The sequence below is a fragment of the Pseudoalteromonas sp. Z1A2 genome, from assembly GCF_011378755.1.
In the GTDB taxonomy this organism is placed as follows: Bacteria; Pseudomonadota; Gammaproteobacteria; order Enterobacterales; family Alteromonadaceae; genus Pseudoalteromonas; species Pseudoalteromonas distincta.
On record NZ_WTKX01000023.1, the window covers coordinates 54664 to 70497 of the forward strand.

Annotated in this window: 17 protein-coding genes; 9 read left to right on the forward strand and 8 right to left on the reverse strand. The window is 39.4% G+C overall.

The genetic code is table 11. The features are described 5' to 3' along the window. The first annotated feature begins 39 nt into the window (after nucleotides 1–39). The 3 genes from aceK (at nucleotide 40) to GQR47_RS15360 (ending at nucleotide 3153) form a co-directional block, all read left to right on the forward strand. Nucleotides 40–1812: a bifunctional isocitrate dehydrogenase kinase/phosphatase gene (gene aceK, locus GQR47_RS15350; RefSeq protein WP_154903268.1), complete on the forward strand. Its 1773-nt coding sequence runs from the start codon at nucleotides 40–42 to the stop codon at nucleotides 1810–1812. Between the two features lie 64 nt (nucleotides 1813–1876). Beyond that, nucleotides 1877–2839 (forward strand): zinc-binding dehydrogenase, encoded by a 963-nt coding sequence (locus GQR47_RS15355; RefSeq protein ID WP_024595341.1) that lies wholly within the window; start codon nucleotides 1877–1879, stop codon nucleotides 2837–2839. A 62-nt stretch (nucleotides 2840–2901) separates the two neighbouring features. Then, nucleotides 2902–3153, forward strand: coding sequence for a DUF2999 family protein (locus GQR47_RS15360; RefSeq protein WP_007582532.1), 252 nt, complete (start codon nucleotides 2902–2904; stop codon nucleotides 3151–3153). Between the two features lie 81 nt (nucleotides 3154–3234). Here GQR47_RS15360 and GQR47_RS15365 read toward each other — a convergent pair whose 3' ends face one another. After that, a complete protein-coding gene (locus tag GQR47_RS15365) occupies nucleotides 3235–3735 on the reverse strand; it encodes a fasciclin domain-containing protein (protein ID WP_154903267.1) in 501 nt (166 codons plus the stop codon). 184 nt (nucleotides 3736–3919) lie between these two features. Here GQR47_RS15365 and lepB point away from each other — a divergent pair, with 184 nt between their 5' ends. Beyond that, nucleotides 3920–4570: a signal peptidase I gene (lepB, locus tag GQR47_RS15370; RefSeq protein ID WP_024597614.1), complete on the forward strand. Its 651-nt coding sequence runs from the start codon at nucleotides 3920–3922 to the stop codon at nucleotides 4568–4570. 183 nt (nucleotides 4571–4753) lie between these two features. On the opposite strand, the gene metG is transcribed toward lepB, so the two are convergent. Next, the gene (gene metG, locus GQR47_RS15375; protein WP_024597613.1) at nucleotides 4754–6775 is read right to left on the reverse strand and encodes a methionine--tRNA ligase; all 2022 of its coding nucleotides are present in this window, start codon (nucleotides 6773–6775) and stop codon (nucleotides 4754–4756) included. A 187-nt stretch (nucleotides 6776–6962) separates the two neighbouring features. Between metG and apbC the strand changes: the two genes are divergently transcribed. Beyond that, a complete protein-coding gene (apbC, locus tag GQR47_RS15380) occupies nucleotides 6963–8039 on the forward strand; it encodes an iron-sulfur cluster carrier protein ApbC (RefSeq protein ID WP_024597612.1) in 1077 nt (358 codons plus the stop codon). A gap of 6 nt (nucleotides 8040–8045) precedes the next feature. Next, complete coding sequence (gene dcd / locus GQR47_RS15385) at nucleotides 8046–8630, forward strand: dCTP deaminase (RefSeq protein ID WP_002959670.1); 585 nt, start codon at nucleotides 8046–8048, stop codon at nucleotides 8628–8630. Nucleotides 8631–8646: 16 nt separating this feature from the next. On the opposite strand, the gene GQR47_RS15390 is transcribed toward dcd, so the two are convergent. Beyond that, nucleotides 8647–9432 (reverse strand): CLCA_X family protein, encoded by a 786-nt coding sequence (locus GQR47_RS15390; protein WP_024597611.1) that lies wholly within the window; start codon nucleotides 9430–9432, stop codon nucleotides 8647–8649. A gap of 24 nt (nucleotides 9433–9456) precedes the next feature. Then, the gene (locus GQR47_RS15395) at nucleotides 9457–10053 is read right to left on the reverse strand and encodes a tRNA-uridine aminocarboxypropyltransferase (RefSeq protein ID WP_154903265.1); all 597 of its coding nucleotides are present in this window, start codon (nucleotides 10051–10053) and stop codon (nucleotides 9457–9459) included. A 137-nt stretch (nucleotides 10054–10190) separates the two neighbouring features. On the opposite strand from GQR47_RS15395, the gene GQR47_RS15400 reads away from it, so the two are divergent. Together GQR47_RS15400 and GQR47_RS15405 are read left to right on the forward strand one after the other, a co-directional pair. Continuing rightward, entirely contained in the window at nucleotides 10191–10535 is a 345-nt protein-coding gene (locus tag GQR47_RS15400; protein ID WP_002959674.1) for an Hpt domain-containing protein, read from the forward strand. A gap of 367 nt (nucleotides 10536–10902) precedes the next feature. Then, a complete protein-coding gene (locus tag GQR47_RS15405; RefSeq protein ID WP_024597609.1) occupies nucleotides 10903–12120 on the forward strand; it encodes a pyridoxal phosphate-dependent aminotransferase in 1218 nt (405 codons plus the stop codon). Nucleotides 12121–12186: 66 nt separating this feature from the next. Here the strand turns inward: GQR47_RS15405 and GQR47_RS15410 are convergent, their stop codons facing one another. The 4 genes from GQR47_RS15410 to GQR47_RS15425 are packed head-to-tail and all read right to left on the reverse strand — an operon-like array spanning nucleotide 12187 to nucleotide 15140. Next, nucleotides 12187–12654, reverse strand: a complete 468-nt coding sequence (locus GQR47_RS15410) for a glycine zipper 2TM domain-containing protein (protein WP_002959676.1) — start codon at nucleotides 12652–12654, stop codon at nucleotides 12187–12189. A 55-nt stretch (nucleotides 12655–12709) separates the two neighbouring features. Then, nucleotides 12710–13330 (reverse strand): penicillin-binding protein activator LpoB, encoded by a 621-nt coding sequence (lpoB, locus tag GQR47_RS15415; RefSeq protein WP_007375407.1) that lies wholly within the window; start codon nucleotides 13328–13330, stop codon nucleotides 12710–12712. An 11-nt stretch (nucleotides 13331–13341) separates the two neighbouring features. Continuing rightward, nucleotides 13342–13767 carry a YcfL family protein gene (locus GQR47_RS15420; protein WP_002959678.1) on the reverse strand — a complete coding sequence of 142 codons (426 nt, stop codon included), beginning with the start codon at nucleotides 13765–13767 and terminating at the stop codon, nucleotides 13342–13344. Nucleotides 13768–13775: 8 nt separating this feature from the next. Next, entirely contained in the window at nucleotides 13776–15140 is a 1365-nt protein-coding gene (locus tag GQR47_RS15425) for an adenine DNA methylase (protein WP_024595111.1), read from the reverse strand. Between the two features lie 224 nt (nucleotides 15141–15364). On the opposite strand from GQR47_RS15425, the gene GQR47_RS15430 reads away from it, so the two are divergent. Then, a complete protein-coding gene (locus GQR47_RS15430; protein ID WP_024595110.1) occupies nucleotides 15365–15823 on the forward strand; it encodes a hypothetical protein in 459 nt (152 codons plus the stop codon). Nucleotides 15824–15834 lie beyond the last annotated feature (11 nt).

Below are 15834 nucleotides of genomic sequence, written 5' to 3' on the forward strand. Positions count from 1 at the left end.
ATAACCGCCATAACTGGCATCAATATAAGTGCTGTATTTATGCAAAATAGGCTAACACATCAATCTAATAATACGCTGCAAAACGTTATTGCCAGTAAGCTTGCACGATCTGTTTTTGCTGGATTTGAGGCGATGTTTTCGCAATTTTTAAATATTACACTGGGTGCACAAAGCCGTTTTGAACAACGACAGTACCATAGTGTGCAAAGTGCTATGCGTGAACGTTTACAAGTGTATGAGCGCGAAGTGAAAAACGTGAGTGAAGCCGTGAGAGTTATTGCTTATGCTGAGCTTACTTGCCCGCAAACGTGGCAGTTAGCTAAAAATATTTACGGCGATATGGTACAAAATCACGAAAACAAACCTATTGCGCATACTTTTTTTAATTCAACGTTTGGCGCAATTTGGGACGATAAAAAAATTCGTACTGTGCATTTGTTTGTATTAAAAGCAAAGTATCGTAGTGAGCCACGCTCTTATGAAAGCTTAGTGAGCAGGGTATCGCTAAATAATGGGTTTAATAACGCCGTTAAAACGCTTATCACTAATCAAGTATTTAGAGTGCCGTTTAGTCATTTAGAACTTGATGTAGCCACATTACAAAGTACGTTAATGCAAGGCGCTAAGCAGCAATGCAAACAGGTGTACGAACTTATAAATTTAAACGACGGTTATATTGAATACGCCAACTCATTATTTTTTAGAAACAAAGCCTGTTATTTAATTGGGCGCTGCATTGCTAAAAATGGCGACAATATGCCTTTTGCTATCGCTATTTTAAATACCGATGAGGGACTAAAGCTTGATGCTGTAATGATGGGCGCCGATCAATTAAGTTTATTATTTGGCTTTGCACGCACCTATTTTATGGTTGATACCGATAAGCCCGCTCGTTATGTAGATTACTTAAGTGTGTTAATGCCACACAAACAACGCTTTGAGTTATTTAACGCCATTGGTTTTATAAAGCACGCCAAAACTGAGTTTTATCGGTATAAGGTCGATACGACTAAAAATAGCCCAGCCAACTTCAAGTATGTCACAGCACCAGGGACGCCAGGTATGGTAATGCTGGTATTTACTATTGAAGGGCTAGATTACGTTTATAAAGTAATTAAAGACAAATTTAGTGCGCCAAAAACAGCCACCAAAGCACAAGTGATAGACAAGTATAACTTTGTAAAACAAGCCGATAGGGTTGGGCGTTTGGTAGACACACACGAATTTAGATATTTAGCGTTTGATTTAAGCCGTTTTAGTGATGAATTGCTTGAGCAGATGAAAAACCAAATTGGTAGCAGTATGGTTATATCGGGTAAGGCACTCATTTTAAAGCACGTTTATGTTGAGCGTAAAATGACCCCGCTTAATTTATATATTAACCAATGCGATAACAAAATCTTAGAGAGCGTGATGCATGACTACGGTAAAGCAATTAAAGAGTTAGCGGGCGCTAATATATTTCCGGGCGACATGCTAATGAAAAACTTTGGCGTAACGCGATGGGGGCGAGTGGTGTTTTACGATTTTGACGAAATTTGCCCACTAACCGATTGCAACTTTAGAGACGTTCCACAAACCCAAAATGCACTCGAAGAGCTAAGTAGTAACTCGTATTTTGATATAGCTGAAAACGATATATTTCCGAGCCAATTTAAGGTGTTTTTTAGTGCCAACGATATTGCGTTTAACTATTTTAATAATGAGCACAGTAACTTGTTTTTAGCGACGTTCTGGCAGGATTGTCAGCAACAAGTTCATAATGGTTATCTACCCGATGTTTATCCTTATAAACAAAGTTGGCGCTTTTGAGGTTGTTTGAATCTGTGTTCATCCCCATCTATATGTTATTACAGTTTTTAAACTTGGAGCAACAATGAAATATATTTCTCATGAAGATGGCAATCTTGCATTTAGTGAAACCGAAAAGCCGGTTTTAAAGAGCCATGAGGTACTTGTTAAAGTTGCAGCAATAGGTGTAAACCGTGCAGACAGTATGCAGCGCCAAGGTAAATACCCGGCCCCTGCGGGAGATAGCCCGATTTTAGGTTTAGAATGTGCGGGTACAGTTACTGAGCTTGGAAAAGATGTAGATAAAAGCTGGCTAAACAAGCGTATTTTTACATTGTGCTCTGGTGGTGCTTATAGCGAATATGTAGCAGTTGATGCAAAACAGCTTATGGAATTACCCGATGATGTAACAATGGCTGAGGGCGCCGCAATAAGCGAAGTGTATTTAACGGCATTTGGCGCGTTATTTGAGCTTGGTAAATTACAAAAAGGGCAAACAGCGCTTATTCATGCAGGTGCTAGTGGCGTGGGCGGTGCAGCAATTCAAATGGCTAAAAGCGCAGGTGCTACCGTAGTTATTACCGCTGGTACGGATGATAAATGCCAACACGCAAAAGAACTCGGTGCCGATCATGCAATTAACTACAAAACCACCGACTTTGTAGAATATATGAAAGCAAATGAGTTAACAGCAAATGCAATTGTAGATCCTGTTTCGGGGAGTTACTTAAATAAAAATGCCGCTATTGCAGCCATGGATTGCCAAATTGTAATGCTTGCATTTTTAGATGGACGTTTTGCAGAGGTTGATTTTGCCGCGCTTTTACAAAAGCGTATTTCGTTTCATGCCTCAACGCTTAGAAATCGTAGTATTGAGTTTAAACGTCAGGTGCGCGACGACTTTGTAGCGCGTTTTTACAACGATATTGCCACTAAAAAGTACGACTTTAACTTGTATAAAACATTGCCTTGGAGCGACGCAAACGAAGCCCATGCTATTTTAGAGCGTAATGAAAACGCAGGAAAAGTGGTTTTACTTGTAGAGTAACTCTTTAATTTTAGGGTTTAGCCCATATACTAAGCCCTATAAAAAACACTTAAGGTTTAATAATGAATCCAATACTAGCAATACTTAAAGAGCACAATGTAAGCGACGAAAAAGTAAAAGCATTGTTTGAAGCGTTTACTCAAAACCCAATGATGGCAATGGCGCTTGTTCAAGAGCTTGGTATTCCGCCAGAAAAGCTACAGCAACTAATGGCAGTCGTGATGACTCAACCGCATCTTATTAAAGAAGCGACTGACGAACTTGGTTTAGATTTTGAAAAAGTAAAAGAAGCGAAAGAAAAACTAAATCAATAATTTGTTATGTCATGAAACAAAAATAAATAAAAAAGCATAAGTATTTACTTATGCTTTTTTAGTTGGCTTATTCTTTTATGACTACTCTTTTGGAAGTAGTACTGTGTCGATAACATGAATTACGCCGTTGCTTGCTTTTACATCAGCTTTTACAACTTTAGCGTCATTTATCATTACGCCCATGCTGTCGGCTTTAACCATAACTGATTGGCCTTGTAGTGTTTTCGCACTATCTACCTTCATTACATCGGCTGCCATCACTTTTCCAGACACTACGTGATAAGTTAATACCGCCGTTAGCTTATCTTTGTTTTCAGGCTTGAGTAACATTTCTACAGTGCCTTCAGGTAATTTAGAAAATGCAGCATCTGTTGGTGCAAAAATAGTAAAGGGTCCTTTACCTTGCAGTGTATCAACTAAACCTGCGGCTTTAACAGCAGCAACAAGAGTAGTGAACGAACCATTTTCAACGGCTACTTCAACAACGTCTTTTTTCATACCATGATGATCAGCATAAGCCATTGTAGTAAATCCAAGGCTTGCAGTTGTAAACAATAATGCAGTAGTAATTTTCTTAAACATTTTATTTTTCCTTTAAGTTAATACCCGTTGGTTTCGTTAAATGTTACGACGCTCTAAATTTAATCGATCAATTAAAATTAGTAGTCAACATGTTTTGTTACATCATTGATTGAACTGCAGCTAAATAGCAAAGTCATATAAACAGTTACTTAATTAAAGACTTGTTCAATTGAAGGGAATAGGCATGAAATTAGTTTATAAGTTTTGGAAAAACAACCGCTCTCTTATCGTATTTATTGCACTAATGAGCGTATTTAGAAGCGCTGTAGCCGATTGGTACGAAGTGCCAACAGGCTCTATGAAGCCAACAATTCAAGAAGGTGACAGAATACTTACCGATAAAATGGCCTACGATATTCGTGTCCCATTTACGCATATAAAACTACTTAAACTAGCGGACCCACAAACCGGTGATATTATTGTTTTTGACTCACAAGCTGCCGATAACCGTTTAATTAAACGTGTAATTGGTGTGCCAGGAGACACCGTTGCGCTTGAAAATAATGAGCTCATTATTAATGGTAAAAAACTTAATTATGCAGATCAGCAAAGCAACATAGACTCGCTTGATAAAATCGAAGATTTAAACGGGTTAGCGCATTCGATAAGAGTGGCAAATATTCCTTCACGTTTATCGGGCTTTGACGCAATTACAATTCCTGATGATTATTATTTAGCAATGGGCGATAACCGCGACAATAGCGCTGACTCGCGTGTAATAGGTTTAATTCCGCGTAATGAGTTATTAGGAAAAGCAGAGCGCGTTATAGTGTCTCTTGATTACGATAACTATTACTTACCAAGAAAAGACCGCGTATTGAAAAAGCTCAATTAAATAAGATAATTAATTTTAGAGTTAAAATATAACTGCCTATTTAGGCAGTTTACTTATATATTTTTTTACAAGCTTGGTAAGAACACTACGCTCTTGTTCGGTATTTAATATACGACTAAACATTACTTTAGCCCATAAAAAAACCGCTGACATATCAGCGGTTTTTTTATTGTATGAATAATATTACATTACGCGCATACCAGGCTCTGAGCCGTCATCTGGGTTAAGAATATAAATTTCTTTTCCGCCAGGGCCTGCTGCCAATACCATGCCTTCAGACATACCAAAGCGCATTTTACGAGGCTTAAGGTTAGCAACCATAACGGTTAGCTTGCCTTCGATATCCTCAGGTGCATAAGCCGATTTAATACCCGCAAACACTTGGCGAGTTTCGCCGCCTAAATCAAGTGTTAGCTTAAGTAGTTTATCTGCGCCTTCTACGTGCTCTGCTTTAGCAATTTTAGCTACGCGTAGGTCTACTTTTGCAAAATCATCGAACTCAATCTCGTCGCTAATTGGCTCTTTTGCAAGTGGGCTGTTAGGGTCAATTGTTACTTTTGGTGCTAAGCTTTCTTTAGATTCTTCAACCATTTTGTTCACTTTATCCATTTCAACACGTTGCATTAACGGTTTAAATTTATTGATAGGGTGGCTTACTAGTGCATTTTGAACGCCGTCCCATGCAAGGTCGTCATTTAAAAACGCTTGTACGTTGTCTGCCATTCCTGGTAGCACGGGTTTTAAGTAAGTAATTAAAACGCGGAACAAGTTAAGACCAAGAGAACACACTTCGTGTGCTTCTTGTTGCTTAGTTTCGTCTTTAATTAATACCCAAGGCGCTGCGCCATCAATAAATTGGTTTGCTTTGTCGGCAAGCGCCATTATTTCGCGAATTGCGCGGCTGTAATCGCGGTTCTCGTAGTGTGTTGTAATGCTCGGTGCAGCAGCTTGAAACTCTGCTAACAGCTCTGGTTGCATAATAGTGTTGCTTAGCTTGCCATCAAACTTTTTAGTAATAAAGCCAGCACAACGGCTCGCTATGTTGACTACTTTACCTACTAGGTCTGAATTTACGCGCTGTGCAAAGTCTTCTAGGTTTAAATCCAGATCAACAATACCGCTGCTTAATTTTGCTGCGTAGTAGTAACGTAAGTATTCTGGGTTTAAGTTATCTAAATAAGTACGCGCTTTAATAAACGTACCCTTTGATTTAGACATTTTTTCGCCATTCACAGTTACAAAACCATGAGCGAATACGTTAGTTGGCTTTCTAAAATTAGCGCCTTCTAGCATTGCTGGCCAAAATAAGCTGTGGAAGTAGATAATGTCTTTACCAATAAAGTGATAAAGCTCTGCGTCTGAACCTTCAGCCCAAAACGCATCAAAGTCGAGGCCTTTTTCGTCACATAGGTTTTTAAAACTCGCCATGTAACCAATAGGTGCATCTAACCAAACGTAAAAATATTTGCCTGGTGCATTTGGGATTTCAAAACCAAAATAAGGTGCGTCACGGCTAATATCCCACTGTTGCAAGCCATCGGTAAACCATTCGTCTAGCTTGTTAGCCATTTCTTGTTGAATAGTTCCCGAGTGTAACCACTCTTTTAGCATGCCTTCAAATGCTGGCAGGTCAAAAAAGTAATGCTCAGAATCTTTAAGTACAGGCTCAGCACCTGACATTACAGAACGCGGGTTAATAAGTTCGGTAGGGCTGTATGTAGCACCACACGAATCACAGCTATCGCCGTTTTGGTTTTCAGACTTACACGTCGGGCAAGTACCTGTTACAAAGCGGTCTGGTAAGAAAATACCTTTTTCAGGATCAAATAATTGCGAAATAGTGTGCTTTTTAATATGACCGGCATCGTTTAGGCGGTTATAAATAAGTTCGCTTAATTCTTTGTTTTCTTGGCTGTGGGTGCTGTGGTAGTTATCAAATTTGATATTAAAGTCAGCAAAGTCGCGTTGGCGCTCTATGCTCACTTGTTTTACCATTTCTTCAGGCGTGATCCCTTGCTTTTGCGCATTAAGCATAATTGGCGTGCCGTGGGCATCGTCTGCGCAAACATAATAAGCTTCGTGGCCTTGTAGTTTTTGAAAACGTGACCAAATATCAGTTTGAATATATTCCAATAAATGACCTAGGTGAGTAGGGCCATTTGCATAAGGTAATGCGCTGGTAATCAGGATCTTTCGCTGCGTCATAATCATTCCGAATTGAGGATAAAACGCCGTTTTTATTATACAAACGGCAATTATCATTAATTTATCTACAAGCTATCTGCTTAGAGTGCGCACAGCTTATGGATTTTTATTAATTGACTGGTGTTAATGCCCTGAATGTTACATAATTCCGTGGCACTTTTCATCAAAGAAACGCTATTTAATTGCTATGTTTGGACTGTCGAAACTATTCTCTTCTAAATCGGTGCAAAAACAACCGATTATAACTGCCTTAGCGGCATATCGTAGTGCGGCTTTTGCCGTCGGTATTGCCGAAAGCTTCATTGATACTATTACTCAAAATGACGATAAATCACTACACATTAAATTAACTCTGCCATTTGCTGGGCAATCAGAAATGCCTTTAGTTGAGCAACACGTAAGTGAAAGCTTAAATGTGCCTGTAACAATTAGCGCCAAGGTTATCATTAAAGAGGCGGCTAAGTTTAAAGCGATTAAACATATTGTACTTATTGCCTCAGGCAAAGGTGGGGTAGGTAAGTCGACTACTGCTGTTAACTTGGCAGGCGCGCTTAAAAATGAAGGCGCAAAGGTGGGTATTTTAGATGCTGACATTTATGGCCCATCTATCCCAATGCTTTTAGGATTAGTGGGCGCAGAGCCCGTCACTAAAGATAACAAACAGCTACAGCCTTTTGATGCAAATGGCATTAAAGCGCAGTCAATTGGCTTTTTAGTTCCAAGCGATGATGCCACGGTATGGCGTGGACCAATGGCGTCAGGCGCACTGAGCCAGTTACTTAACGAAACCGATTGGGGCGAGCTTGACTATTTAATTGTTGATATGCCACCGGGCACCGGTGATATTCAGCTTACAATGAGCCAAAAAGTACCCGCTAGCGGCACTGTTATTGTCACTACACCGCAAGATTTAGCGCTAGCCGATGCGCAAAAAGGCATTGCTATGTTTAATAAAGTAAACGTACCGGTGCTTGGCTTAATAGAAAATATGAGCCACTACATTTGCACTCACTGTGGTGAAGCTAACCACGTTTTTGGTAAAGACGGTGCACAAAAACTGGCGCATAAGCACGGCGTGCCTGTACTTAGCCATATTCCACTTGCAATAGATATACGCGAGTATTCTGAGCAAGGTAAACTTATTGCAAGCGATAAGGACGCTACAATAAGCAAAACATACAGCGCAGCAGCAAGGCTAATAGCCAGCACGCTTTATTATCAACAGCATCACAATGCAATTGAAATTGTGATTACGGAAGATTAATAAATAATGAGACTTTCAGACACACATATTAAAGAATACTTAAGCGATGGCCGCATTGTTATTGAGCCTGCGCCAACGAGCGAGATGATTTCAGGCGTGACTGCCGATTTACGTTTGGGAAATAAATTTAGAACGTTTAATGCGCATAACGCCGCATACGTCGATTTAAGTGGTCCAAAAGATCAGCTAAATAAGGCCATGGAATCGATCATGAGTGAAGAAATAGTGCTTGATGAAGGTGAAGCATTCTTTTTACACCCAGGTGAACTTGCACTAGCTATTACCCATGAAAAAGTAACTCTACCAGCAGATATAGTAGGTTGGTTAGATGGACGCTCATCGCTTGCGCGTTTGGGTTTAATGGTGCATGTAACCGCGCATCGAATAGACCCAGGCTGGAGCGGCAATATTGTTTTAGAGTTTTACAACTCAGGTAAATTACCACTGGCACTACGCCCACTGATGAAAATTGGTGCTATGAGCTTTGAAATGTTATCGGGCCCGTGTGAAAACCCATACAATATTCGTAAAGATGCAAAATATAAAGATCAAAGCAGCGCAGTAGCAAGTCGTATTAGTGACGATAAATAATCACCAAATATAGGCATTACTCGTCCATTTTATGAAGCGCATAACCCAGTAGTTCAAAGTACTGGTTAAGCGCTTCATTTGCTTTATTAATATGCTCACTATTTGGGTATATTAAATTACTACTTTTTAAGCCTCCCACCAAAAAGCTATTTTTTATATATGTGTGGCCTTCAATACAGGCTTCAAAACACCGTGCTGCAAGCTCTTCGGGCATGCTCATATAATTCATATTGTGGGCTTTATCGTGTTCTATACACGTTTGTACAAAGTTATTTGCATCAATACCATCTTCATCTAAAAACACATGTTTATAAAAACTGTTCAAAGCATTATTAAGTGGATGCGATAAATTAGGCGTGTTTGAAAGCCACAATTTTGAGGCAAAGCCAAACCGGGGTTTTGCTGCAAATAAATGCTCGCTTATATGATGGTCAAACGCATGGAACCATTCGTGAGCAAGTGCACCACCGCCTGCATTTTTTGCAAGAGCAAGTGTTTGAGAGGCTGCATTATAATGCGCTTGCACGCCTTTTTGACCACCATGGCCAAATGCAAAGTTAAGCTTCCCGCGCAGGCCAATAGCTTTGGGCGGTAAATGCAGTATTTGCGCAAGGTCGGCCAGTGCATCGTAAATTAAATTGGCGCTAATGTAGCGCTCTTCTTTAGTTACCCATTTACCAACGACCATTGACCTAAAGCCGAAGGTATCTCTTATATCGCTAAAGTCGACTTGGTCGTCAAAGCGATAGTCGGGTCCTTGGCGAGTAAAGCCACGTTTTAGTCTGTTAGGGTAGTTACGCATTGCAAGTTTCATATAGTAACGAATTTAATCTAAGTAACGTGCTTTTACGTGCTCAGGCATGTGTTGGGTTTGTTTTTGTATTAATTCATTTAGCGCATTATAAAGTGGTGCGGGATTTAGCTGCTCTATTAAAAACAAACTATGCGCTACAGCTTCAAGTGTGGATAGGCTGTCGGCCCGAGGAGCTTTACGAATAGCATAACGATTTTTAGGTAGCTGTTTAAAACTGACCGTTTTAAATTGATTTAGTAATGTGGTGAGCTGCAAAATTTTGTAGACTTTTTTCCATGTACCATCAACCACGATTAAATGGGTGATGTTTTTTACATTTGGCTGCTCAGTGATATCGTCTAAATTTACAGCGTGTTCGTTAGGGTAGAGTAAAACAGTTGAGCTTACTGGCAGTGTTTTTAGTATGGAAAAGTCATCATTATTTTCGCCTTTGATTATTTGGCAATCAGTTAGGCATAAATTGAGTAGTTTAGCGGTATTTTTTGCTATTTTTTCTTCACTCGGGTGCTGTAGAATAATAACCGTAACTTTGTTGTTTATATTTGTAATTGCGTTGCAAATACAGGTGTTTATTGAAAAGTTACAATGATTACAAAGTGTGCGTGCCATTTAATAAACTTTTTGTTGCCAGTATGTTCCTCGCAATTATACATTTATAAGGTAATTAAGTTGGTTTTTTTTACGCATCAATATAAAGTAGTACTATTAAACTGTAACTTACATGGATTGTTTTAAGGGCTTAAAATATGACAGAAATAAATATTGATACATCAGCATTAGAGAGTATGGAATCGTTATTGGGTGAGCAGTTTGCTGATACACTTGATTTTTGCTGCTCAGAGTTTGAACGTTTAGGCTCAGAAGTGTTAGCAACCATTGGTAAAGATAAAGAAGCAGCTATTCGCCACTCCCATAGCTTAAAATCGAATGCGGCGCAGTTTGGTGCTTCAAGCCTTGCTGAAGTATCGCGTGTTATTGAACAAAATTTAAACCTAGATAACTTAGCTGAAGCTATCGACGCATCTAATAGCTTAATGGCTCAAGTAACAGGCTCTCAAGCTAAGCTAAATGAATGGTTAGCATCTCGTTAATTATTGAAGCTGAAACGTGAATTTATTTCAGTATTAAGCACCTAAATTGACTGGCATTTTACGCCTTTACTAGGTTAGTCTAAAGATTCACTAGGGCGTGTTGATCTTTCGGGATTGAATTTGCAACGAGTGTCTGGTTTTTAGGTTAGGCAGAGCCTATGCAGTGTGGTTTTTCCACATAAATAGGCGATAACAACACATAAAATCCAAACACGCATTGCCCAGAGGGTTCTTCCTAGGGGCTATTTTCTCTTTGTTACTCAATTTTTACTTAGCCCACTAGGTTACAAATCTCGCGCCGCGATTAAATCGCCCCTAGGTTGAACAAATTTAATCCATAAAGTCAATACGCCCTAAAGAGGTAAAAATGTCTGATATTAAAAAGAGTCACAAATTAGAAGGTGTATGTTATGACATTCGTGGGCCGGTTTTAGCACAAGCTAAAAAAATGGAAGACGAAGGTCAAAAAGTATTAAAATTGAATATAGGTAATCCGGCTGCTTTTGGTTTTGATATGCCAGAAGATATGCACCGCGATATTATCCGCAACTTATATTCAGCCCAAGGTTACTGTGACTCTAAAGGCCTCTATTCAGCCCGCGTGGCTATTTATCAGCACTATCAACAACGTGGATTACATAATTTAGATGTAGATAGCATATATATTGGTAATGGCGTAAGCGAACTTATTCAGATGATCACCCAAGCGCTATTAAATAATGGCGATGAAGTGCTTATTCCAGCTCCAGATTATCCACTTTGGACTGCTTCTGTAACATTATCGGGTGGTAATCCGGTGCATTATTTATGTGATGAAGAGCAAGATTGGTTTCCGGATATTGCCGATATAAAAAGCAAAATAACGTCTAAAACTAAAGCTTTGGTATTAATTAATCCTAATAATCCGACAGGTGCGGTTTACAGTGACGATTTGTTAATGCAATTAATTGATATAGCGCGTGAACATAAACTGCTGTTATTGAGCGATGAGATTTACGAAAAGATTTTATACGATGGTATAACGCATACTTCAATCGGCTCACTGTGTGATGATGTACCAATCATTACTTTTAATGGTTTAGCAAAAACCTACCGTGCAGCGGGGCTAAGAATGGGGTGGATGGTTCTAAGCGGTCGTACCTCGGTAATGGATGATTTACGCAAAGGTCTTGAAATACTTTCATCTATGCGTTTGTGCGCAAATGTACCTGCGCAATATGCAATTCAACAAGCGTTGGGCGGCGTGCAATCAATTGATAATTTAATTAACCCAGGTGGGCGCTTATACGAGCAGCGCGATATTGCATGGCGCGGGTTAAACGCTATTGAAGGTATTAGTTGTAAAAAACCAAAAGGCGCGCTCTATGCGTTTGCCAAAGTAGATACAGCACTTTTTAACGTTAAAGATGATGAAAAGATGATGTACGATTTGCTAAAAGCCGAAAAAATATTACTTGTACATGGCAGGGCGTTTAATTGGCCCGAGCCGGATCATTTTAGATTGGTATTTTTACCAAGCAAAGATGATTTATCGGATGCGATGTTAAAAATGAAGCGTTTTTTTAAAGACTATCGTCAAGTATAGTTATTTAAAAAATAAAAAAACGAGCCAAATTTGGCTCGTTTTTTACTTTAGTCATGAATATATTGGCTAATACGCTTTATCTACACGCACCGTGTTGTCGTTCAAGTACACTAATCTTACGTTATCGCCTTTGCTAAAGCGCATTGATTGGTCTTGATCTTGAACAACCATAAACTGGTCGCCGTTTTCAACTTGTATTAATAACTCTACAAAATGATTTTGCTGATAATGACTTTGCTGCTGCCTATTGTGTGCAACACTGCCGCCAATTACCGAGCCTAATATTGTTGCTACTGTGCGGCCGCTACCGCCACCAAACTGGTTGCCTACAACACCACCAAGTAATGCACCGCCGAAGGTTTTCCAGCCGTTGTTTTTGTCTTGAATGATTTCTTGTTCGGTAATATTGCGTACCGATTTTACGTCACCAAATAAAACTTGCTGCACAGGGACTGCTTTATTGCGCTCGTATTGAGCAAAAGTTGGCGCGCTCACACTAAGTAGGGCACACATTATTAATATTATAGCTTTCATAATAATCTCCTATTGGTAGCCTTTATGGGCTTATTAGCCCGTAAAGGCTTAGTAACTACCAACCAAATGTCGATTTTTCTTTAGTTTTACGAATTTCAGTTTCGTCAGCCCATTCAACTAGGCCGCTTTCCATATCCATTAAACGCATCGTAAATTTATAGTATACGTCTGATTTATCGGCATTTGATTTAACTATGCTCGATAAATTTCCGTATAACATATATTGCGCGCCAATTTGTTTACCAAATGCAACGGCTGTTGCAGGGTTAACCAGGGCATCTTCGTTTTGAAACGTTAATTGCTCACGTACTGACTCAACACGCGTCATATCTACAAAACGGAACTTACCACTGCGTAGCATTTGCGTTGAGATTGAATCGGTGATTGATTCAGTATCAATGTGCTCACTAGTTTTATTTTTAATACGCTCAACAAACACTACGGGGCGTTTATTAGCGGTCATTGTGCCAACAACGGGTGAGCTGAGTAATGAATCGGTCATTTGGCTCGCTACTTTTTGTAAGTCGGTAGAGCCAAAATTAATATCGGTTGTTTCTACTGCTTGTGCGTCGCCATAACTTACTACGGCTTTATTAGCACAGCCACTTAATACTAAAGCGCTCAGGCCAACTAAAGCGTAAGTTGATGCTGTTTTAAATTTGTTACTGATGATCATGGTTGTTTCCTTTAATCTTTAAATTCTTGTGATTCGGTAGACACTTCTCTTACTGCTAAAGAAAAGGTAACCGCATCAGAGCTCGGTGCTAAGCCCGGTAATTGTGTTTTTGCAAAACCAAATAAGGTGAGTGCTTGCCAAGGTGAGTGGTTGCCTTTAATAACAAAGCCGTCTTTATCAAACCAATTAAATTGATACTGTAAATACTGTGATTTTTTATACTGGCTCGAAAGTGTCACTACCACATCGGTTAACTGGTTGGTTTGACGTGTTTTCACATCAGTAATGGCCAGCTTTTTACCAAGCTCTGGGTTATCTACACGTAATTGCTCATTAAACTGGTTTTTATTTTGTTCAACAGAAATACCCGATGTAACCGGTTGGCTGGAACATGCACTGAGCATTAAGGCTGCTAATAATGGCGCTATGTATTTCATGATGGCTCCTAAAGTTGAACTACGTGGTAATTAAAGTAGTTATTAATAGAGGTTAAGTAAATTAACGTTAACCCTTGCTTACTAATGGTAAAATTTATGGGTGCTTGTGTGCCTATATGCACAGAATGCTCACCTGTATTTAGGCTTTGCCTTGCGACACTTATTTGATTTGGAAGTGTAAGCCAGCTGCGTGTATCAGCTTGCTCAGACGCCAAATTATAAATATTAGCAAGTATGTTACCTACATCACCGGCACTGCGAGCAAGTTCTGCCCGTACTTTCTCTTTGGCTACTAATCTGAGTACTTGGCGAGCGACTTTTGCAGGTATTTGATCTTCTAGAGTTTTAGCTGCAAGTGCCTCAATGTGTACCAGTGGGCTAAGCGCCAAGCTTTGTGCATCTATATTTATATTGTTAAGGCGGCGCACATAGGCATTATCTTTATATACCGGCATCGCCAAGCTGTAAAAGCGTGCATCGCCACGTGATGAATAAATTGGCAAGCGCAGCTTAAATTCATCTTGTTTTGGTACTAATCCTTGTTCAAATAAAACAATTACTTCGCCTTGTGATGAAGAAATAGTGGGCGTATCGCCAAAGCGTTTTTTAAATTCATTTAGATCTTGGTCAAACCCTTGTTTTTTAGCAAGGCGCATTACATCTTGCTGTAAATAAATATTGTTAGGTTGTATAGCCAATGCTTTTTTATAATCGATATAGGCGTCGTCGTATTGTTTAGCACTTTGGTAAAGCAAAGCAGATAAGTAAAATGTGTAGGCATTTTGAAAGCCATTTTTTATGTTTCTGGTTACATTGCTCATGCTTGGGTAGTGTTGCTGAGCTTCTTTAACGGTTGAGTCTACTTCTGCTTCATTCTCGCTAAGCGCATCAACTTGTACTTTATTAGCTCGGCGAATTTCGACCAATGCGCCTTCAACATCATTTTTATACACGTAGTTAAGTGCTTTATAACTATGAAGCATGCTCATTTCGTAAGCGGGTGGCACATAAGTTATTGCTGAGTCGTTGGTAAATAAAGCGTTACTTTGTTCAAGGCCCGCACTAACTTGTATTTTGGCGGCTTCACGTTTTTTTTGCATTTGCGTATACACGTTCTCAAATTTGCTTTGTGCATCATCTGGTGTATTAGCTAAGTCGTTTAAACGAGCTTGCTCAAGTTGGTTGAGTAAGTAGCTGCTGTGCAGGGTGCTATTATTAGCAATAAGGGATTGCGCTTCTTCGATGTTGTTTTTCTCGATCGCATTTCTTATTGGTGTCATTTGTGTGGCATAGTCATTAAATAGGTCATTAAAACCCATTGTGCTACACCCACTTAAAATAAAACAAAAGCTTAAAATTATACTGCGGCGCACTGAGCACTCCTCTTAATTTACCTGTATACATTAACATACTATTTTTAGCTAAATGTGTGAAATATTGTAAAAAATCGTAGAGTAAAACTGCCTGCTAATAAAGAAATATAAAGTGACATTAGTGAACAAAGTGTGAATTTTTTTGGTTTATTATCACTCCACTGAAATAGTATTTTCGCTTTAGCGGTCTTGCTAAGAGTTATATCACTTAGAGGAATTAAAAAATGAAAAAGTTTACAGGTGCAGCAATGGCTGTAATGGTAGCAGGTTTAGTTGGTTGTAATGCAACAGAGGCAGAAACGGCAACATCAAGTGCAGTTGCTAGTAATGGCGCAACAACTGATTTAGTTCATTGTTATGATGCGAATGTATGTGGTGGCCATAACGATTGTAAAACAGCTGAGAATGCATGTGCAGGTCAAGCGTCATGTAAAGGGACTGGTTTTGTAGCAATGCCTGCAAAATCATGTGCTGACGTTGGCGGTACAGTAAAAGATAAATGGGTTGGCAGTGTAGCTAAAGCAGATTTAGTACATTGTAACGATGTAAATGTGTGTGGCGGTCATAACGATTGTAAGACTGCTAATAATGCTTGTGCTGGACATGCATCATGTAAAGGCACCGGTTTTGTATCAATGCCTGCAAAAGCATGTGGTGATATTGGTGGTTCTGTAGGTAGCTAATACCAATTTAT